The sequence below is a fragment of the Plantibacter flavus genome (assembly GCF_002024505.1).
GTDB classification, from domain to species: Bacteria; Actinomycetota; Actinomycetes; order Actinomycetales; family Microbacteriaceae; genus Plantibacter; species Plantibacter flavus_A.
Genome location: NZ_CP019402.1, coordinates 2,652,754 through 2,673,358, shown reverse-complemented (window position 1 = coordinate 2,673,358; position 20,605 = coordinate 2,652,754). Strand labels below are relative to the sequence as shown.

At 70.9% G+C, this 20,605-nt stretch carries 14 protein-coding genes and 1 tRNA gene; 12 read left to right on the top strand and 3 right to left on the bottom strand.

Annotated features, from left to right (window positions below):
* The first annotated feature begins 10 nt into the window (after nt 1–10).
* Complete coding sequence (locus tag BWO91_RS12505) at nt 11–841, top strand: DUF3097 domain-containing protein (RefSeq protein ID WP_079002771.1); 831 nt, start codon at nt 11–13, stop codon at nt 839–841.
* Nucleotides 842–1,071: 230 nt separating this feature from the next.
* Here the strand turns inward: BWO91_RS12505 and BWO91_RS12500 are convergent, their stop codons facing one another.
* Entirely contained in the window at nt 1,072–2,424 is a 1,353-nt protein-coding gene (locus tag BWO91_RS12500; RefSeq protein WP_079002770.1) for an aminotransferase class III-fold pyridoxal phosphate-dependent enzyme, read from the bottom strand.
* A 150-nt stretch (nt 2,425–2,574) separates the two neighbouring features.
* Here BWO91_RS12500 and BWO91_RS12495 point away from each other — a divergent pair, with 150 nt between their 5' ends.
* Both BWO91_RS12495 and BWO91_RS12490 read left to right on the top strand, forming a co-directional pair.
* On the top strand, nt 2,575–6,579 hold the full coding sequence (locus tag BWO91_RS12495; protein ID WP_079002769.1) for a Pls/PosA family non-ribosomal peptide synthetase: 4,005 nt from the start codon (nt 2,575–2,577) through the stop codon (nt 6,577–6,579).
* Nucleotides 6,579–7,913 carry a M1 family metallopeptidase gene (locus BWO91_RS12490; RefSeq protein ID WP_079002768.1) on the top strand — a complete coding sequence of 445 codons (1,335 nt, stop codon included), beginning with the start codon at nt 6,579–6,581 and terminating at the stop codon, nt 7,911–7,913. Before BWO91_RS12495 ends, BWO91_RS12490 begins: the two co-directional genes overlap by 1 nt.
* A 6-nt stretch (nt 7,914–7,919) precedes the next feature.
* On the opposite strand, the gene BWO91_RS12485 is transcribed toward BWO91_RS12490, so the two are convergent.
* Nucleotides 7,920–8,588 carry a 4'-phosphopantetheinyl transferase family protein gene (locus tag BWO91_RS12485; protein WP_079002767.1) on the bottom strand — a complete coding sequence of 223 codons (669 nt, stop codon included), beginning with the start codon at nt 8,586–8,588 and terminating at the stop codon, nt 7,920–7,922.
* 55 nt (nt 8,589–8,643) lie between these two features.
* Nucleotides 8,644–8,718 (bottom strand) — tRNA-Arg (locus tag BWO91_RS12480).
* 90 nt (nt 8,719–8,808) lie between these two features.
* Here BWO91_RS12480 and BWO91_RS12475 point away from each other — a divergent pair.
* The 9 genes from BWO91_RS12475 (at nt 8,809) to prfA (ending at nt 20,571) form a co-directional block, all read left to right on the top strand.
* Entirely contained in the window at nt 8,809–9,642 is an 834-nt protein-coding gene (locus BWO91_RS12475; protein ID WP_071262441.1) for a transglutaminase-like domain-containing protein, read from the top strand.
* 59 nt (nt 9,643–9,701) lie between these two features.
* The gene (locus BWO91_RS12470; protein ID WP_079003965.1) at nt 9,702–11,372 is read left to right on the top strand and encodes an arginine--tRNA ligase; all 1,671 of its coding nucleotides are present in this window, start codon (nt 9,702–9,704) and stop codon (nt 11,370–11,372) included.
* A gap of 118 nt (nt 11,373–11,490) precedes the next feature.
* Entirely contained in the window at nt 11,491–12,072 is a 582-nt protein-coding gene (locus tag BWO91_RS12465) for a hypothetical protein (protein ID WP_079002766.1), read from the top strand.
* 37 nt (nt 12,073–12,109) lie between these two features.
* Complete coding sequence (locus BWO91_RS12460) at nt 12,110–12,877, top strand: LmeA family phospholipid-binding protein (protein ID WP_079002765.1); 768 nt, start codon at nt 12,110–12,112, stop codon at nt 12,875–12,877.
* Nucleotides 12,878–13,200: 323 nt separating this feature from the next.
* The gene (gene lysA, locus BWO91_RS12455) at nt 13,201–14,607 is read left to right on the top strand and encodes a diaminopimelate decarboxylase (RefSeq protein ID WP_079002764.1); all 1,407 of its coding nucleotides are present in this window, start codon (nt 13,201–13,203) and stop codon (nt 14,605–14,607) included.
* Nucleotides 14,604–15,923: a homoserine dehydrogenase gene (locus BWO91_RS12450; RefSeq protein ID WP_079002763.1), complete on the top strand. Its 1,320-nt coding sequence runs from the start codon at nt 14,604–14,606 to the stop codon at nt 15,921–15,923. Before lysA ends, BWO91_RS12450 begins: the two co-directional genes overlap by 4 nt.
* Before the next feature lie 65 nt (nt 15,924–15,988).
* Complete coding sequence (thrB, locus tag BWO91_RS12445; protein WP_071262436.1) at nt 15,989–16,945, top strand: homoserine kinase; 957 nt, start codon at nt 15,989–15,991, stop codon at nt 16,943–16,945.
* Nucleotides 16,946–17,177: 232 nt separating this feature from the next.
* Nucleotides 17,178–19,382, top strand: a complete 2,205-nt coding sequence (gene rho / locus BWO91_RS12440) for a transcription termination factor Rho (RefSeq protein WP_064295298.1) — start codon at nt 17,178–17,180, stop codon at nt 19,380–19,382.
* 109 nt (nt 19,383–19,491) lie between these two features.
* Nucleotides 19,492–20,571 (top strand): peptide chain release factor 1, encoded by a 1,080-nt coding sequence (prfA, locus tag BWO91_RS12435; RefSeq protein WP_071262434.1) that lies wholly within the window; start codon nt 19,492–19,494, stop codon nt 20,569–20,571.
* The last annotated feature ends 34 nt before the right edge of the window (nt 20,572–20,605 follow it).

Genomic DNA, 20,605 nt, shown 5'->3' with positions numbered 1-20,605 from the left:
GCGTTGACGGGTGTTCGAAGACAGGTACGGTCAGGACGTCCTCGCGGGGGACTGGCGGAAGAAGAACCGCGTGGTGGCCCGCGAGGTCGAGGCGGTGACCGACCTCGTGGTCGAGGAACTGGGCGGCTTCTGCGGCGCTATCACACGCGTCGAGGCGAAGACGGTCGAGCTCGAGGACTACCGCGGCAAGCGGCGCGTGTTCCCGATGGGGGCGGGGTTCCTCCTCGAGGGTGAGCCCGTCGTCCTCGTCGTGCCGAAGCATGCACCGACCGGGCGGGCGCGCACCGCTTCCGGCTCCTTCGCGGTGGAGACGACCGCTCGGGTGGCTCGCGCGAGCCGGATCTTCGTCGAGGGCCGCCACGACGCGGAACTCGTCGAGCGGGTCTGGGGCGACGACCTCCGCGTGGAGGGCGTCGTCGTCGAATACCTCGCAGGCGTCGACCACCTCGACGCCGCGCTCGCCGAGTTCCGGCCCGGCCCCGACCGTCGTGTCGGCGTCCTCGTCGACCATCTGGTCCCCGGCTCGAAGGAGCAGCGGATCGCCGACGCCGTCATGGCCGGACCGAACGGCCGGAACGTCCTCATCGTCGGACACCCGTACGTCGACGTCTGGCAGGCCGTGAAGCCCGCCAGGGTCGGTCTGCGCGAGTGGCCGACCATCCCTCGCTCCATCGAGTGGAAGAAGGGCATCTGCCAGGCCTTCGGCTGGCCGCACGACTCGCAAGCCGACATCGCCCGTGCCTGGAAGCGCATCCTCGGTCAGGTCCGGACCTTCAACGACCTCGAGCCGGAGCTCCTCGGTCGCGTCGAGCAGCTCATCGACTTCGTCACCGTCGACTGACCCGTTCGTCGGTTGCGCCAGCGCGGTGCGCTGACGTCACCGCGGGGCACAGCCGCGAGCGCGCCCCTCTGGAGACCCGCGCTCACGCGCGCGGGCCGCGCCCGCGCCGATTCGGGCGGGTTCGCGTGGGCGCACCGCGTCGGCGGAAGGCCCCAGCGCGCAGAGACCCGCGCTCGCGTCATCGCACCGCGCCGGCCGAAGGGTTCCGTGCGCAGAGACCCGCGCTCGCGTCAGCGCACCGCGCTGGCGACCTGACCCAGGGCGTTTTCGAGGACGGACACCGCGTCGCGGAGGAGCTCGTCGGACATGACCGCGCTCGGGAGGAGTCGCAGCACCGAGTCCCAGGAGCCGGCGTCGAGCACGAGCACGCCCTGCGCGATCGCCGCGTCGATGACGGTCTGCAGTGCCGTGGGGTGCGGTTGCTTCGTGCCGGGGACGACGAACTCGACGCCGGCCATCGCACCGATGATCCGGACCTCGCCGACGATGTCGAAGCGCTCGGCCCAGTCGCCCATGAGCGATCGCAGGGTCGCCTCCACCCGACGGGCCTCGCCCAGCAAGTCCTCGCGCTCGATGACCTCGAACGTCGCGAGCGCGGCCGCCGTGGACACCGGGTTGCCACCGAAGGTGCCGCCGATGCCACCGGGCTGGACGGCGTCCATGATCTCGGCGCGCCCGGTCACGGCCGACAGCGGGAAGCCGCCGGCGATGCCCTTGGCGCTCGTGATGAGATCGGGTACGACACCGTGGTGCTCGATCGAGTACCAGGCGCCGGTGCGTCCGATGCCGGCCTGGATCTCGTCGGCGACGAACACGATCCCGTTCTCGGTGCACCATTCGCTGATGCGCGCGAAGTAGCCGGGCGCGGGGATGACGATGCCGCCGTCGCCGAGGACCGGTTCGGCGAAGAACGCGGCGACCTCACTCGCACCGATGTGCCGCTCGATGTAGTCCATCGTCACTTCGGCGGCCGCCGGTCCGTCGAGTCCGTCGCGGAAGGGGTAGGAGAGCGGGACGCTGTAGATCTCGCCGGGGAACGGACCGAACCCGAGGCGCTCGGGCGCCGGCCGGTAGGTCATCGCCATCGTCAGGTTCGTGCGTCCGTGGAAGGCGTGGTCGAGGGCGACGATCGCGCGGCGACCGGTGTACTTCTTCGCGATCTTCACGGCGTTCTCGACGGCCTCGGCGCCGGAGTTCAGGAGGATCGATCGCTTCTCGAAGTCGCCCGGCGTGATCTCGGACAGCTTCTCCGCGACCCGCAGGTAGTTCTCGTACGGCGTCACGGTGAAGAGCGTGTGCGTGAGCTTCGTGGCCTGCTCGGCTGCTGCCGCGGCGACGTCGGGGTTGGCGTGTCCGATGGTCGTCACACCGATGCCCGTTCCGAGGTCGATGATGTGGTTGCCGTCGACGTCCACGAGGATGCCGCCGGAGCCGTGGTCCATCCACACCGGCGCGAGGTTGCCGGCACCGCGCGACACCGCCCGGCGGCGCCGTTCCGTGAGTGCGAGCGATCGGGGGCCGGGGATGGCGGTCACGAGCTGGCGTTCCTGGGGCACGGAGAAGTCGATGGTCATGCAAGCCATGGTAGGCGCGCGCCCTCCGAGGATGCCGGGGGTCGGCGGAGCGTCGCCGACGATTCCACGACATCTGGCGGTTGACTGGTGTTCACCAACCGTCCATGCGCGCTGCCTACCGTTGGCGGCGCTGAACAGCCGGACGACAGGGGATCGCGTATGGACGCCGACACCAGCACCGCCCTCCTCATCGAGCGGCAGCCCACGCTGCTCGGTGGCGTGCGCGCACCGGCCGAACGCACCCTCATCGACGTCCTCCGTGACGTCGCCGAGTCGCATCCCGAGGCCTCGGCGATCGAGGACGCGGAGGGCGCGCTCAGCTACCGCGAGCTCGTCCTCAGTGCCGAGCGGGTCGCGGCCGGGCTGTTCGCCGCCGGGGTCCGCCGCGGCGACCGGGTCGGTGTCCGGATCGCCTCGGGCACCCGCGACCTCTACCTCGGGATCCTCGGGATCCTGTTCACCGGAGCGGCCTACGTCCCCGTCGACGCCGACGACCCTGAGGAGCGGGCACGACTCGTGTTCGGTGAGGCGGCCGTCGTCGGCGTCCTGGTCGACGGCGGTGTCTTCGAGCGCTCGCGCCGAGGGACGGAGGACCCGGGCGATGACGCCGCCGACCCCGACCGGGTGCAACTCGCGACTGGCGCGGCACCCCACCCGGGCACCCGGGCGATCCCGGTCCTCGAACCACCGCGACCGGGCGACGACTCCTGGATCATCTTCACCTCCGGCTCGACGGGCACGCCGAAGGGCGTCGCCGTCTCGCACCGCTCTGCCGCCGCGTTCGTCGACGCCGAGGCGCGGATCTTCCTCCAGGCGGAACCGCTCGGCCCCGGTGATCGTGTGTTGGCTGGCCTGTCCGTCGCCTTCGACGCGTCCTGCGAGGAGATGTGGCTCGCCTGGGGACACGGCGCGTGCCTGGTCCCGGCGCCGCGCTCGCTCGTCCGCAGCGGGATGGACCTCGGACCCTGGCTCACCGCGAAGGGCATCACCGTCGTGTCGACGGTGCCGACGCTGGCGGCGATGTGGCCCGCCGAATCCCTCGAGAACATCCGCATGCTCATCTTCGGCGGCGAGGCTTGCCCGCCGGAGCTCGCCGCCCGGCTGGCCGTGGACGGCCGAGAGGTCTGGAACACCTACGGACCCACCGAGGCCACCGTCGTCGCCTGCGCCGCGCTGCTGACCGGCGAGCAGCCCGTGCGGATCGGACTGCCGCTCGACGGCTGGGACCTCGCCGTGGTCGACGCCGAGGGCGTCCCGGTCGAGGAGGGCGGCGTCGGCGAACTCATCATCGGCGGCGTCGGACTCGCCCGGTACCTCGACCCAGCCAAGGACGCCGAACGGTATGCGCCCATGCCGAGCATCGGGTGGTCGCGGGCGTACCGGAGCGGCGACCTCGTCCGTTACGAGGCCGCAGGACTCGTGTTCCAGGGGCGCGCGGACGATCAGGTGAAGATCGGCGGTCGGCGCGTGGAACTCGGGGAGATCGAGGCCGCCCTGCAGGCGCTGCCGGGCGTCTCGGGTGCGGCAGCAGCCGTGCAGCGCACCGCCGCCGGGAACGCCGTCCTCGTGGGGTACCTCGCGGTGCCCGACCGCGACGGGTTCTCGCTCGAGCGGGCGCTCGACACCCTCCGTGAGCAGCTCCCGGCACCGCTCGTCCCGCTCCTCGCGGTCGTCGGCGAGCTGCCCACCCGCACCTCCGGCAAGATCGACCGAGCCGCGCTGCCGTGGCCGCTCGACGCCGCCGACGGGGAGGACGCCTCGACCCTGTCGGGCACCGCCGCGTGGCTCGCCGAGCAGTGGACGGCCGTCCTCGGGGTCCGGGTCACGGCCGAGAGCGACAACTTCTTCAGCCTGGGCGGCGGGAGCCTGGCGGCCGCGCAGCTCGTCTCGCTCATCCGCACCCGCGATGCCGAGTTCACCGTCGCCGACATCTACGGCCACCCCCGACTCGGCGCGATGGCCGCCGAACTCGACGGCCGACGCCCCGAGCGTCGCAGTCGGGCGGCCGTCGCGGACCCCGTGCTCCCGACGCCGCTCGCGACCCAGTGGGCACAGACCCTCCTGGGTGTCCCGCTCCTCATCCTCGTCGGACTCCGGTGGCTCGTGTACCTGCTCGCCGGCAGTCGGGTCCTCGGCCTCGTCGCGGACGTCCCGTACCTCCCCATGGTCTCCTGGTGGTGGATCGCCCTCGGGTTCCTCGTGGTCATCACCCCGATCGGACGCATGGCGATCTCCGTCGTCGCGGCGAAGCTCCTCCTCGTCGGCGTCCGCCCGGGCGACTACCCGCGCGGCGGCTCGGTCCATGTGCGGCTCTGGCTCGCCGAACGCGTCGCCGACACGGTCGGCGCGGTGAGTCTCGCCGGTGCCCCGTGGATCTCGAGCTACGCCAGGGCGCTCGGCGCGAAGATCGGTGCCGACGCGGACCTCCACAGCGTGCCGCCCGTCACCGGGTTCCTCACCGTCGGGGCGCGCGCATCGATCGAGCCCGAGGTCGACCTCCGCGGCTACTGGGTCGACGGCGACACGCTCCGACTCGGTCACGTCCACATCGGCGCGGAGAGCACGGTCGGCGCTCGCAGCACCCTGCTCGCCGGCACCCGGATCGGCAAGCGTGCGGAGATCGCTCCGGGATCCTCCGTCTTCGGCCGGGTCCCCTCCGGACACCTGTGGTCGGGGTCGCCCGCCGTCCGCGTGGGCAAGGCGAAACCGGTCTGGCCGACCGAGCGACCCCCGCGTCGCCGACGCTGGCTGTTCGCGTACGGCGCGGGATCGGCGCTGCTGTCGGTGCTGCCGTTCCTCGCCTTCGTGCTGGCGGCGGCGGTCGTGGCGGCGGGCGCGTCGGGCGCGACCAGCCTGCTCGACTTCTCCTGGCGCGCGCTCCTCTGGGTGCCCGTCGCCACCCTCGTGTGGTTCGTGGTCCTGGCGATCAGCACGATCGGCCTGGTCCGGCTGCTCGGCCTCGGTCTCAGCGAGGGCTACTTCCCGGTGCGCAGTCGGGTCGGTTGGCAGGTGTGGGCCACGGAGCGGCTCCTGGACGCCGCGCGCACCCTCCTCTTCCCGCTCTACGCCAGCCTCTTCACGCCCGTCTGGCTCCGCCTGCTCGGGGCGAAGGTCGGGCGCAACGTGGAGGCCTCGACGGTGCTCCTCCTCCCGCGGATGACGACCGTCGGCGACGGCGCGTTCCTCGCGGACGACACGATGGTGGCCTCCTACGAGCTCGGCGGCGGGTGGATGCGGATCGCCGGCGCGTCCGTCGGCAAGCGCGCCTTCCTCGGCAACTCCGGCATGGCGGGCCCCGGCATGCACGTTCCCAAGAACGGGCTCGTCGCCGTGCTGTCGGCCGCACCGCGGAAGGCCAAGTCCGGCTCGTCCTGGCTCGGGAGCCCGCCGATGCGACTCCGGCGGCAGGTGTCCGACGCCGATCTCGACCGGACCTACGACCCGCCGCTCCGGCTCCGGATCGCCCGCGCGCTGTGGGAGCTCTGCCGCATCGTCCCCGTCATGGTGACGACCGGCATCGCGCTCCTGGTGCTCCTCGCGCTCGCCTGGTTCGCCGACACCTGGGGTCTCGGTGTCGCGATCGCCGTCAGCGGTGCCGTGCTCCTGGCCGCCGGCGCGGTCGCGGCGGGGATCACGACCGTCGCCAAATGGGTGATCGTCGGACCGATCCGCACGGGGGAGCACCCGCTCTGGTCCTCGTTCATCTGGCGCAACGAGGTGTCCGACACCTTCGTCGAGATGGTCGCGGCGCCCTGGTTCGCGGCACCCGCCACCGGCACCCCCGCCCTCACCTGGTGGTTGCGCTCGCTCGGCGCCCGCATCGGTCGTGGGGTCTGGTGCGAGAGCTACTGGCTGCCGGAGGCCGACCTCGTCCGACTCGGCGACGGCGCGACGGTCAACCGGGGCTGCGTTGTGCAAACGCACCTGTTCCATGATCGAATCATGAGTATGGATCAGGTCGAACTCGCATCGGGCGCCACGCTCGGGCCGCACAGCGTCATCCTCCCCGGGGCGCGGATCGACGACGATGCGACGGTCGGACCGGCCTCGCTCGTCATGCGCGGAGAACGCGTCCCGGCCGGCACCCGGTGGAGCGGCAACCCGATCGGCCCGTGGCGCGAGGTGACGACGGCGGAGTACCGGGAGCCCCAGGTCGCGTCCTGATGGGGGAGGCTCTCGCCCGTCTGCGGAGCGCAGGCGACCCCTACACGCCCTCCAGCGGGAATCGTGGCTACCGCGTCGTCCGGTACGAGCTGGATCTCGACTACGACGTCGACCGCAACGCCCTGTCGGGGACGGCTCGGCTCACCGCCGTCGCGACGGAGGAGCTCACACGGTTCTCGCTCGACCTCGCCGCGCTGCGCGTCACCCGTGTCCAGGTCGACGGGGCCGAGGCGAAGCGGACGCACGGCTCGGGCAAGCTCACGCTGACGCCCCGGGACACCATCGCGGCCGGCGCCGAGTTCTCCGTGCTCGTCCGGTACTCGGGTGCGCCCCGTCCCGTGCGCAGCCCCTGGGGCGAGATCGGCTGGGAGGAACTCGAGGACGGCGTCATCGTGGCGTCCCAGCCGTGCGGTGCGTCGAGTTGGTTCCCCTGCAACGACCACCCCTCGGACAAGTCGTCCTATCGGATCAGTGTCACGGCGTCGTCGGCGTACACGGTCGTCGCCCCCGGGGAGCTGGTGTCGCGGGTCGCCCGCGCGAGCCGGACCAGATGGGTCTACGAGCAGCCCGAACCGATGGCCGCCTACCTCGCGACGGTGCAGATCGGCCGGTACCAGCGGCTCGCCGTCAGCGCTCGGGTCGCGACGACCACGGTGCCGGTCGTCGCACACCTGCCGCGTGACCTCACCGCGCGGTTCCGACACGACTTCGCCGAGCAGGTCGACATGCTGGCGTGCTTCGAGCGCGCCTTCGGGCCCTACCCCTTCGGCAGCTACGGCGTCGTCGTCACGGACGACGTGCTGGAGATCCCACTCGAGGCGCAGGGGATGAGCGTGTTCGGCCGCAACCACGTCGACGGCGTCAGCGGTTCGGAGCGGTTGATCGCGCACGAGCTCGCCCACCAGTGGTTCGGGAACAGCCTGACGATCGCCACCTGGCGGGACATCTGGTTGCACGAGGGCTTCGCCTGCTACGCCGAGTGGCTGTGGTCGGAGGAGTCGGGCGCTGAGACCGCCGACGCCTGTGCCCGGGCGCACTACGCGGCGCTTCGACGTGCACCGCAGGACCTCGTCGTCGGCGATCCGGGACCCGCGGACATGTTCGACGACCGGGTCTACAAGCGAGGCGCGATCGCCCTGCACGCCGTACGCCGGCTGCTCGGCGACGAGGCCTTCTTCGACCTCCTGCGTGACTGGGTGGCGTCCTTCCGGCACTCGAGCGTGTCGACGGCCGACTTCATCCGGACGGCCGATCGACATGCACCGGCACCGGTCGAGCCGCTCCTCGACGCGTGGCTCTTCCAGGAGGCGCTCCCGCCCTTCCCCGTCGGCTGAACCGGGTCAGGGGAGCATGAGGGCCGTCGCGACGACGAATCCCGGCGCACGCTCCGGGTGGTCGATGACGAAGCGGTGGCCGGCGGTCTCGGTGACGCGCGGTGCGGCATCCGGCCCGAGGTCGATCGTCGCGGGATCGGTCGTGAGGCCCGTACCGAGAGCTTTCGTCACGGCCTCCTTCGCCGTCCAGCGCTCGGCGAGCGCCCGCAGGCGTCGTCGGTCCGGCAGGCGCTGCCACTGCTCACGTTCCGCGGGGGTGAGGGCGACGTCCTCGACCCCGGTGAACCGGGCCACGTCGATCAGTTCGACGTCGACACCGACGGGGTGCTCGGTCGACACCGCCACAGCTGAGGCGTCGGCGGTGTGGGAGACGCTCACGTGGACGGTCCGGCCTCCCGCGCGCACCCGTGGTCGTCCGTGCGCGAGACCGCAGTCCGGGCAGACCGCCGTGACCTCGATCCGCTCGGGGTCGGTACCGATCGTCTCCGCGACGGTGCGCAGGAGCAGTGCACGACCGAACAGGAACCGCCGGGCCGAGGTCGCGGAGGAGGTGTCGAGGCGGTCTCGGGCGGGCGCGTCCAGCAGGGCGGCCGTGCCGGCGAGGTCGAGCTCGACGGCGCTGGCCCAGCGTAGGAGGCGGACCGTCGGCTGCGGCAGGGGATCGGCTCGGTGCATGGCCCCCGCGTCCCGGAGTCGGAGCGATGCGAAGCAGGACCTCGCGAGATGGTGATGGTGCCCTCGACTGGATTCGAACCAGCGACTTCTTCCTCCGGAGGGAAGCGCTCTTCCGCTGAGCTACGAAGGCGGAACACGTCCAAGCTACCAGAGTCGGGACCCACGCCGGTACCGGAGGCGTGCGGGCTCGGTGTCGCCCATCGCGTGGAACAATGAGGACATGCAGCGCACCCTGACCGCGTCGCTCGATCTGCGGGTGCATGATCGAGCCGACCTCATCTTCTCCATCGCTGCAGCCGGCGGCACCCCGCTGGCGAGCGAGCGACTGCAGGTGCACTCCTCGGACGGCCCGTGCGCCGTCACCGAGATCGCGGGTCCGGACGACACACGACTCCACCGGGTCATCGCCGAGCCCGGCCGGTTGCAGGTCGACTACGAGGCGGTGGTCGTCGGGCAGGCCGTGCCGCGTCCTGTGGACGCCTTGGAGACCGTGACCTACCTCCGTCCCAGCCGGTACTGCGAGTCGGACGCGCTGTTCTCGCTCGCGCGTTCCGAGCTCGGTTACCTGCTCGAGCACCGTCGTCTGCACGAGGACGGCACGGTGTCCGGCGGTCTGCAGGTGCTGCCATGGGTGGCGGCTTGGGTCGGACGACACCTCTCCTACGTCTCCGGCTCCACGACCGTGTCGGACAGTGCGGTGTCGACCCTGGCCGCGGGGCGTGGCGTGTGCCGGGACTTCGCACACCTGACCATCGCGATGCTGCGGGCGCTCGACATCCCGGCCCGGTACGCCGCGGTCTACGCCCCGGGTCTCGTGCCCATGGACTTCCACGCGGTGGCCGAGGGCTTCGTCGACGGCGCCTGGCATGTGGTCGACGCGACGGGTCTGGCACCGCGCCAGTCCCTCGTCCGCATCGCCACCGGACGCGACGCCGCGGACGTGGCCTGGTTGAGCAACCACCACGGCAACGTGACCGTCGAAGACATGCGGATCGACGCCCTGATCGACGTCCTGCCCGCCGACGACCCGGCGCAGGCGGTCGTGCTCGCCTGACGGTCGCCCCGAGGACCACCGTGTCGCTGCTGCGACGCGCCCGGGTAGAATCGCTCCTCGTGACTCCTGAAGACCTCGCCTCCGCCCTGCACGCCATCGTCGTTCCGATCGTCGAACGACGACGCGAGGCGGCGGGTATCACCGACGAGGTCGCGGTGTCGGTCGACGACGTGGTGCTGGAGCGGCCGAAGAACCGCGATCACGGCGATTGGGCCTGCAACATCGCGATGAAGCTCGCGAAGCGCGTGGGCGCCAACCCGCGCGAACTCGCGCAGGAGTTCGCCGACGCACTCGTGCAGGTCGACGGTGTCGCCTCGGTCGAGGTCGCGGGTCCCGGGTTCATCAACGTGCGCCTCGACGCCGCTGCCGCGGGTGCGCTCGCGAAGGTGATCGTCGACGCCGGTGACGCGTTCGGTCGCAACGACAGCCTCGCCGGTCAGACCATCAACATCGAGTTCGTCTCGGCCAACCCGACCGGCCCGCTCCACATCGGCCACACGCGCTGGGCCGCGCTCGGCGACTCCCTGGCCCGCGTCCTGAGCGCGTCCGGCGCGACGCTCGTCAGCGAGTACTACATCAACGACGCCGGCAACCAGATGGACACGTTCGCGGACTCGATCCTCGCCGCGGCCAAGGGGGAGCCGACGCCGGAGGGCGGCTATCCCGGGGCGTACATCGGCGACCTCGCGAAGACCGTGCTGACCGAGATCCCCGACCTCCTCGAGCGTCCGGACGCCCGCGAGGTCGCGCGGGAACGCGCCTACGCCCTGCAGCTCGGCGAGATCCGCGCGTCCCTCGAGCGCTTCAACGTCCACTTCGACGTCTGGTTCAGCGAGCGCACGCTGCACGCGACGGGCGAGGACGGCACGAGCCTCATCGACCAGGCCGTGGACCGGTTGCGCGAGCAGGGGCACGTGTTCGACGAGGAGGGCGCCGTCTGGGTGCGCACGACGGACTTCGGCGACGACAAGAACCGCGTCATCCGTCGCTCCAACGGCGTCTACACCTACTTCGCCGCCGACGCCGCGTACTACCTGAACAAGGGCGACCGCGGCTTCCAGCACAAGATCTACCTGCTCGGTGCCGACCACCACGGCTACGTCCACCGGCTGAAGGCACTCGCGGGTGCGGCCGGAGACGACCCGGACCGCGACATCGAGGTGCTCATCGGGCAGCTCGTGAGCGTGAACGGCGCCCGACTCTCCAAACGGGCCGGCAACATCATCGAGCTGGACGACCTGCAGGCCTGGATCGGGACGGACGCCCTGCGGTACTCGCTCGGTCGCTACCCGGCCGATTCGCCGTTGGCCCTCGACCCGGAGCAGCTCCGCAGCCGGACGAACGACAACCCCGTCTTCTACGTCCAGTACGCCCACGCCCGCACGAACTCGGTGGCGCGCAACGCCGCTTCGGCCGGGGTCGACCGCAGCGCCTTCGCACCGGAGCTGCTCGTCCACGAGACGGAGTCGGCGCTCCTCGGCGTCCTCCAGGAGTTCCCGCGGATCGTCGCGCAGGCCGCACAGCTGCGCGAGCCGCACCGCGTCGCCCGGCACCTGGAGGAGACCGCGAGTCTGTACCACAAGTGGTACGACAGCTGCCGGGTCGTCCCGATGGGGGAGGAGCCGGTCACCGACCTGCACCGCACGCGCCTCTGGCTGAACGACGCGACCGGCACCGTCATCCGGAACGGGCTGGCGCTCCTCGGCGTCTCCGCCCCTGAGCGCATGTAGCGTCCCCGCAGCAGGAGATCCACGCGAGCGCAGGACGGTTCCCCGGGAACGGTCCTGCGCTCGCTCCGATCTCCGGTGTGCGCTGTCCGAGCGGCGAGCCCTTCGCTAGCGTGACAGGATGCGCAGCCTCACGTCCCGCCCGTCCCTCGTCGTCGTCGTGATCGCGGCGGCCGTGTCGCTCTCGGGCTGTGTCGGCCAGGGCTCGGGCCTTCCCGGCACCGCGGCGCCGAGCGCGACCTCCGCGTCGGCCGTGGACCTCCGCGCGTTCGCACCGTTCGGAACGGAAGGGTCCGGCGTCTCGATCCGCCTGCAGTTCCCCGACGGCCTGCACGCCGGCAGCGTCGGCACCATGCACTACCTCCAGAACATCGTCTCGCCTCCGGTGCAGTGCGCGCCGTTCGAGATCGAGCTCGAGGAGGTGGGCACGAGCACGCTGCAGATCGACGGGGCACTCTCCGTCGTCGTCCGGGGCGAGGGCGGGAAGACGGTCGCGCCGGCGTTCGTCATCCCCGGTGACCCGGTTCGTGCGGCCTTCATCTCGCCGGACGTCCTGACGAAGAGTTCCCTGGAGGACTCGAACCTCACCGAGCTGGAAGGGTTCACGCTGGCGGCCTTGTATCCCACCTCGGCTGCCGACTGGGAGCGATTCAGCGGCAGGGTGCTCGACATGCAGGAGGTCGAGCTCGACCAGGTCTGCTGACGCGGCCCCGGAGACGACGGTTCGCTACCCTCGGAACATGAGTGAGCAGCAACCGTCGGGCAAGCGCAGGCGTCCCTGGCTTCCGATCGTCATCGTCGTCGGGGTGCTCGTCGTCCTCGTCGGCGCGTTCCTGATCGCCGACACGATCGTGCGCGGCGTCGCCGAGGAGCGCGTCGCGACGCAGATCGAGCAGAGCCTGCCCGACAACGTCGATGCGGACGTCTCCGTGTCGATCGGCGGCGCCTCGGTCATCGCCCAGTACCTCACCGGAACGTTCGAGCACGTGGACCTGCGTGCACCGGACGCGAGCGTCGACGGCATCCCGCTGGATCTCCGGGTGAGCGCGGACCGGGTCCCCCTCGACCCGGAGCAGACGATCGGTCGGGTGGTGGCGACCATCAGGATCGATGCCGCCGGAGCGGCGGACCTCGCCAAGACGGCAGGGCTCCCTGGCACGCTCACCCTCGGCGCCGACGAGATCGGGTACGCGGGTGAGGCGACCGTACTCGGGTTCACGATCCCCTACGACTTCTCCGTGGCGCCGACCACCACGGCCGACCGGGTGAACCTCATGCCGACGTCCGTGAACGTCGACACCGGCCTCCTCGGCGTCATCGACCTGCGGGCGCTCGTGACCGGCTTCCTGCAGGGCGACCCGCCGAGCATCTGCGTCGCCCAGTACCTGCCCGAGGGGGTCGACCTCGATGGACTCGCGGTGACGCCGGAGGCGGCGACCGCCACCCTGACGTCGACGACGCTCCGGCTCGACGAGGCGTCGCTGCAGACGCTCGGCAGCTGCGACTGAGCCTCGCCCCGCCACCCGGCGGGGGAGGGGAGCGGGCCACCCGACGTCACGATGCTGCACGGTCACGCGCGTCTCGCTAGACTTTCCACACACCCACTGCTCCGACCGGGCGGTGAGGTGTGCCGTCGGGCCCTCAGGCCCGTGTTCCACCACAGTCGTTCCAACCGAGCGGCGATGGGTGCGGACGACCGGGATCACCAACCACCGGGTCGTGCGCATCCACCTTCATCGGTGCTCTGCAAATCGGTGCTTCAGGGGCCAAACCGGGTCCGCTCGCCCAACGAGAACCTCCTTTTCCGCTCAACAGGACTCAGGACACCCCCGTGGCCAGAAACCCCCTCGCCCCCGACTGGCTCGCCGAGCCCGTCGATCCGAACGCGCTCGATCCGGCCGTGTGGCCGGCCTCGGCCGCCCGCGACACCGACGGCCTCCTGCAGCTCGGCGGCGTCGACGTCCGCACGCTCCAGGAGCGCTTCGGCACGCCCCTCTACGTCGTCGACGAGGACGACGCCCGGGCCCGTGCCCGCACGCTGAGAGAGGCGTTCGAGCGTGAAGCGGCGGCCCGCGGCACGAGTGTCGCCGTCTACTACGCGGGGAAGGCGTTCCTTTCGGCCGAGGTCGCGCGCTGGATGACGGCGGAGGGCCTCCGCATCGACATCTGCAGCGGTGGAGAACTCGCCGTCGCACTCGCCGCCGGAACCGATGCGGCCCAGCTGGGCTTCCACGGCAACAACAAGTCGGTCGCGGAGATCGAGCGAGCCGTGGGTGTCGGGATCGGCGCCATCGTGCTCGACAGCCTCACCGAGATCGACCGCGTCGCCGCGGCGGCCGAGCGCGCTGGCCGGGTCCAGTCGGTGCGCCTGCGCGTGAACAGCGGCGTCCACGCCCACACGCACGAGTACCTCGCGACCGCCCACGAGGACCAGAAGTTCGGGCTGCCGCTCGAGGACGCCGCCGACGCCGTCGCGCGCATCCGGACGCACGCCTCGCTCGACTTCCTCGGACTCCACTGCCACATCGGCTCGCAGATCTTCGGGTCCGACGGGTTCGCCGAATCCGCCGCCCGCCTGCTCGCCGTGCACGCACGCCTGCTCGAGGGCGGCCCCGTGCCCGAGCTCAACCTCGGTGGCGGCTTCGGCATCGCCTACACCAGCGCCGACGACCCGACGCCGATCGAGCAGCTCGCGGCGGACATCCTCGCCGGTGTCCAGGCTGCGGCAGACCTCCACGGCGTCCGGATCCCGAAGCTCGCCTTCGAACCGGGACGCGCGATCATCGGCGGCGCCGGCATCACGCTCTACGAGGTCGGCACGATCAAGGACGTCGTGGTCGCCTGGAACGACGAGGGCGAGACGGCCGTCCGCCGCTACGTCAGCGTCGACGGCGGGATGAGCGACAACGCCCGGCCGTCGCTGTACGGCGCGGACTACACGGTCCGGATCGCCGACCGCGTGAGTGAGGCGCCTCCTGCGCTCGTCCGGATCGCCGGCAAGCACTGCGAGTCGGGCGACATCGTCGTGAACGCCGACTACCTGCCGGCCGACGTCCGCGACGGCGACCTCCTGGCCGTCCCCGCGACCGGGGCCTACTGCTGGTCCCTCGCGAGCAACTACAACTACCTCGGTCGCCCGGCCGTCGTCGCCGTGTCGGGTGGCGCGGCCCGCGTCATCGTGCGGGGCGAGACCGAGCACGACCTCCTCAGCCGCGATGCGGGATTGGACACGGAATGATCGAATACCGCGGACTGAAGGTCGCCCTGCTGGGCGCCGGATCGGTGGGCTCGCAGGTGGCGCGTCTGCTGCTCGAGCACGCCGACGAACTGGCGTCCCGCGCCGGAGCGAGCCTCGAGCTCATCGGCATCGCCGTGCGCGACGTCGACGCACCTCGCGACGTCGACCTGCCGAAGGAGCTGTACACGACCGATGCCGAGCAGCTCATCCTGAGCGCCGACATCGTGATCGAACTCATCGGCGGCATCGAGCCGGCGCGCAGCCACATCCTGCAGGCCATCAACGCCGGTGCCGACATCGTCACCGCCAACAAGGCGCTGCTCGCGACGCACGGCCCGGAACTGTTCGACGCCGCTGAGCAGGTCGGCGCCCAGCTGTACTACGAGGCGGCCGTCGCCGCGGCGATCCCGATCATCCGACCCCTGCGGGAGAGCCTCGCGGGCGACCGCATCAACCGGGTGCTCGGCATCGTCAACGGCAGCACGAACTACATGCTCGACCGGATGGACCGCTTCGGCGACACGATGGAGGACGCGGCAGCCGTCGCGAGCGAGCTCGGGTACCTCGAGGCCGACCCGACCCTCGACGTCGAGGGCTACGACGCGGCGCAGAAGGCGACCATCCTCGCGAGTCTCGCCTTCCACACCACCGTCCCCGTCGAGGCCGTCCACCGTGAGGGCATCACCGGCATCACGAAGGCCCAGGTCGACCTCGCGCGCAGCGAGGGCTACGTCATCAAGCTGCTCGCGATCGCGGAGCGGATCGTCGATGAGACGACCGGCGAGGAAGGCCTGTCCGCCCGTGTCTACCCGGCCCTGATCGGTCGCGAGCACCCACTGGCCGCCGTGCACGGCGGCAACAACGCCGTCTTCGTGGAGGCCGAGAACGCCGGGAGCCTGATGTTCTACGGCGCCGGCGCCGGCGGCAAGGAGACCGCCTCCGCGGTCCTCGGCGACCTCGTCTCCGCGGCCCGTCGTCACGTCGCCGGCGGCCCCGGTGTCGGCGAGTCCACGCACGCCGACCTGCCGGTCCTCGAGATCGGCCGCGTCACGACGCGATACCAGGTCACCCTCGAGGTGGCCGACGAACCCGGCGTGCTCGCCGCGGTCGCGGGGATCCTCAGCGACGGCGGCGTCTCGGTCGAGACCTTCCAGCAGTCCGTGGCCTCCTCGGACGGGACGCTGTCGACCGCTACCCTGGTCATCGGCACCCACCGGGCGCTCGAATCGGCCCTCGCGGCCACCGTCGAGCAGCTCGCCTCGAACGCCCACGTCGAGCGGGTCGTGTCCGTGCTCCGGGTCGAAGGAGCCGAGTAGGTGCCGAACCGCACGACCCCCGACCGCGTCGCTCGCCGACCTCTCACCAGATTGCAGGCATCCCTATGAGTCACACCGAACCGCTTGCGATCGGACGCACCGTCACCGTGAAGGTGCCGGCGACCACCGCCAACCTCGGCCCCGGCTTCGACACGCTCGGTCTGGCGCTCGCCCTGTACGACGAGCTGACCGTCACAGTCCGCGAGGAGCCCGGCGTGTTCGTGGAGGTCATCGGTGTCGGCGCCGGCGAGGTGCCGACCGACGCCTCGAACCTCGTGATCACCGCGATCGCGCACGCTCTGCGTGCCTACGGCCACGACCTCCCCGGTCTCGACGTCGTCGCGCGGAACGTCATCCCGCACGGCCGCGGCCTCGGCTCCTCGGGCGCAGCGATCGTCTCCGGCATCATGGCGGCGAAGGGGCTCCTCGAGGGTCGGGTCGAGCTCGGTCCGGACGACCTCCTCCGGCTCGCGACGGAGATGGAGGGTCACCCCGACAACGTCGCTCCGGCGCTGTTCGGCGGCCTGACGATCGCGTGGACGACGGACGACGGCCCACAGCACAAGAAGCTCATCGTGCACCGCGGGGTCTCGCCGCTCGTGCTCGTCCCCGAGCACACGATGTCCACGGAACTCGCCCGCAGCCTGCAGCCCGCCAACGTGCCGCACGCCGACGCGGCGTTCAACGTCTCGCGTTCGGCGCTCCTCGTCGCCGCGCTCACGCAGAGCCCCGAGCTCCTGCTCGCGGCCACCGAGGACCGGCTCCACCAGAGCTACCGCGCCGCAGCGATGCCCGAGACGAACACCCTCATCACGCTGCTGCGCGAGCACGGCTTCGCCGCCGTCGTGTCCGGCGCCGGTCCGTCGATCCTCGTCCTCGCGGACGATCCCGGACGACGCCTCGAAGCCACCGCGCTGGTCGCCGAGCACGCCACCACCCCGTGGCAGTCGCTCATGCTCGCGGTCGACTTCAAGGGTGCTACAGTGGGAGGGCACCCGGCCCACCCCGCCTCTTCGGCGTAACCGGCTTCCGGGGCAATTCCGCACAATCATCGCTTTCGCACCAATTGATCGCGTCTGTTCGGGTCCCACCGTGTTTCCATCTTGCTGAGCAGCGCTCCGCCGGATCGTCGCACCGGGCTATCCGCACAGGCTCTGCGTCGTGTGAACATCACCCACCCGCCGCACAGGATTCCGGTGCGATCGCCGCCTGCGCGAGACAGCTCTGTCTCGACGCAAGGGAAGGAAGACACACGTGACAGACGTCAACGAAGGCGCCTCAGGCGTCTCGCTGGATGCCGACCCGAAGACGCTCAAGGTCGCCGACCTGCAGCGTCTCGCCGCCGCTCTCGGAGTGGCCGGAGCCTCGAAGCTCCGCAAGGGCGAGCTGGTCGAAGCCATCCAGACCATCCAGAACAGCACCGACACCGACACCGACGCCGCGGCCACCGAGACCGCCGACGTCATCGAGTCGGTCTCCGCGCTCGAAGTCGCGCCGGAGGCACCGGTGCAGTCCAAGCTGCCTGAGCTCGACCTCGCGCTCGACCAGGCCTTCGGTGCCGAGAAGGCGGCCCCGCCGGCGCGACGCAAGTCCCGCCGGGCCACGACGGCCACCGTCGCCCCGAACGCGACCCCGATCGTCGGCGCCCCCGTCGTCGAGGCACCGGCTGCGCCGGCTGCCGCACCCGCCCCGGTCGAGGCCGAGGCGCCGTCCGCTCCGGCCGACGCGGCTCCGGCCGAGCAGTCCGACGACGCCGCCGCGACCGCTGCGTCGCAGAGCGCCGACGAGACGACCCCCGAGCAGACGCCCAGGCGTTCGCGCGGCAACCGCCGTGGTCGCGGACGCGATCGCGACCGCAACGCCGACGACGCCGAGCAGAACACGGCTGAGCAGGGCACCGGCGAGCAGGCCGGCGGCGAGCAGCGCCGCGCCGCACAGAACGCCTCCGAGCAGGACTCGAACGACGACGCCGCGAACACGGACGCCGACGACACCCAGGACGGCGAGCAGCAGGACGGCCAGTCGTCCGGCGGACGTCGCGGTCGCGGCCGTGGGCGCAACCAGAACAACGGTGGCCAGAACAACGGCAACCAGAACGCCGATGCCGGCCAGAAGGCCGACGCCAAGCAGGAGCAACAGGGGCAGAACCGCGGCAACCAGGGCGGTCAGGGCAACCAGGGTGCACCGGGCGACGAGTCCGAGGGTCGTGGCGGCCGCAGCCGCTACCGCGACCGCAAGCGTCGCGGATCCGTGCAGAACGACGACGTCGAGCCCGAGATCGCCGAGGACGACGTCCTCATCCCGGTCGCCGGCATCCTCGACGTCCTCGACAACTACGCCTTCGTGCGCACCTCCGGCTACCTCCCGGGCACCAACGACGTCTACGTCTCCCTCGGCCAGGTGAAGAAGTACCACCTGCGCAAGGGCGACGCCGTCGTCGGGGCCATCCGTCAGCCGCGCGACAACGACAGCAGCAGCCGCCAGAAGTACAACGCGATCGTCAAGGTCGACTCCGTCAACGGCCTGTCCGTCGACGAGGCCGGCGCCCGCGTCGAGTTCGGCAAGCTGACCCCGCTGTACCCGCAGGAGCGCCTCCGTCTTGAGACGGAGCAGACGAAGCTCACGCAGCGCATCATCGACCTCGTCGCACCGATCGGCAAGGGCCAGCGCGGCCTGATCGTCGCCCCGCCGAAGGCCGGGAAGACCATCGTCCTGCAGCAGATCGCCAACGCGATCTCGATCAACAACCCTGAGGTCCACCTCATGGTCGTGCTCGTCGACGAGCGTCCCGAAGAGGTCACCGACATGCAGCGCACGGTGAAGGGTGAGGTCATCGCCTCCACCTTCGACCGGCCGGCCGAGGACCACACGACGGTCGCCGAACTCGCGATCGAGCGCGCCAAGCGTCTCGTCGAGCTCGGCCACGACGTCGTCGTGCTGCTCGACTCGATCACACGTCTCGGTCGTGCCTACAACCTGGCCGCACCCGCCTCGGGTCGGATCCTCTCCGGTGGTGTCGACGCCGCGGCGCTGTACCCGCCGAAGCGCTTCTTCGGTGCCGCTCGCAACATCGAGAACGGTGGATCCCTCACGATCCTCGCGACCGCGCTCGTCGAGACCGGTTCCAAGATGGACGAGGTCATCTTCGAGGAGTTCAAGGGCACCGGCAACTCGGAGCTCCGGCTCTCGCGCCAGCTCGCCGACAAGCGGATCTTCCCGGCCGTGGACGTCAACGCGTCCTCGACCCGCCGCGAGGAGATGCTGCTCGCTCCCGACGAGGTCAAGGTCACCTGGAAGCTGCGTCGGGCCCTCGCCGGCCTCGACCAGCAGCAGGCCCTCGAGGTCGTCCTCGGCAAGCTGAAGGAGACCACGTCCAACGTGGAGTTCCTCGTCCAGATGCAGAAGTCGATGCCCGCACCGACCTCGCACAGCCACGGACACGAGAACAACCACCGCTAGCGGTCCCGACCGACCCCATCCGTACCCGCGCCGCACCGGCATCGGGAACGGGTGGGGTCGGTCCCGTTTCGCCCCCGGTGCCGCATGATGGTGATGAAGGAAGAGAACGATGTTCGAATCAGTTGAGACGCTCGTCGCCGAGCACAAGGATCTCCAGGATCAGCTCGCCGACCCGGCGGTCCACGCCGACCCCGCGCGGTCGAAGAAGATCAACCGCCGCTACGCCGAGCTGTCGAAGATCATCGCGGCCTACCACACCTGGCAGGCGACGCAGGAGGACCTCGACGCCGCTCGCGAACTCGCCAAGGAGGACGAGGCGTTCGCCGAGGAGGTGCCGGTGCTCGAAGAACTGCTGGTGACCAACCAGGAGAAGCTCCGCCGTCTCCTCATCCCGCGCGACCCCGACGACGGCCGCGACGTCATCATGGAGATCAAGGGTGGCGAGGGCGGCGCGGAGAGCGCCCTCTTCGCCGCCGACCTGCTCCGGATGTACCTGCACTACGCGGAGTCCAAGGGGTGGAAGACCGAGCTCCTCGAACGCACCGAGAGCGACCTCGGCGGCTACAAGGACGTCCAGGTGGCGATCAAGTCGAACGCGACCGACCCGTCGCAGGGGGTCTGGGCGCACCTCAAGTACGAGGGCGGCGTGCACCGCGTGCAGCGTGTGCCGGCCACCGAGTCCCAGGGCCGCATCCACACCTCCACGACGGGTGTCCTCGTCTTCCCCGAGGTCGATGAGCCGGAGGAGGTCGAGATCAGCCAGAACGACCTGAAGATCGACGTCTACCGGTCGAGCGGCCCCGGCGGTCAGTCGGTCAACACCACGGACTCCGCGGTGCGCATCACCCACCTGCCGACCGGCATCGTGGTGTCGATGCAGAACGAGAAGAGTCAGCTGCAGAACCGTGAGGCCGGTATGCGCGTCCTCCGCGCACGGATCCTCGCGCGTCAGCAGGAGGAGCAGGCGGCGCTCGACAGCGCGGCGCGCAAGACGCAGATCCGCACGATGGACCGCTCCGAGCGCATCCGCACCTACAACTTCCCCGAGAACCGCATCGCCGACCACCGGACCGGGTACAAGGCGTACAACCTCGACGGCGTCATGAACGGCGCGCTCGGTCCGATCATCGAATCGGCGATCACCGCCGATGAGGAAGCGCGCCTGGCCGACATCGGCGACCAGGACTAGGACTCGAGAGCGCAGTCGTGGTCGTCATCCCTCT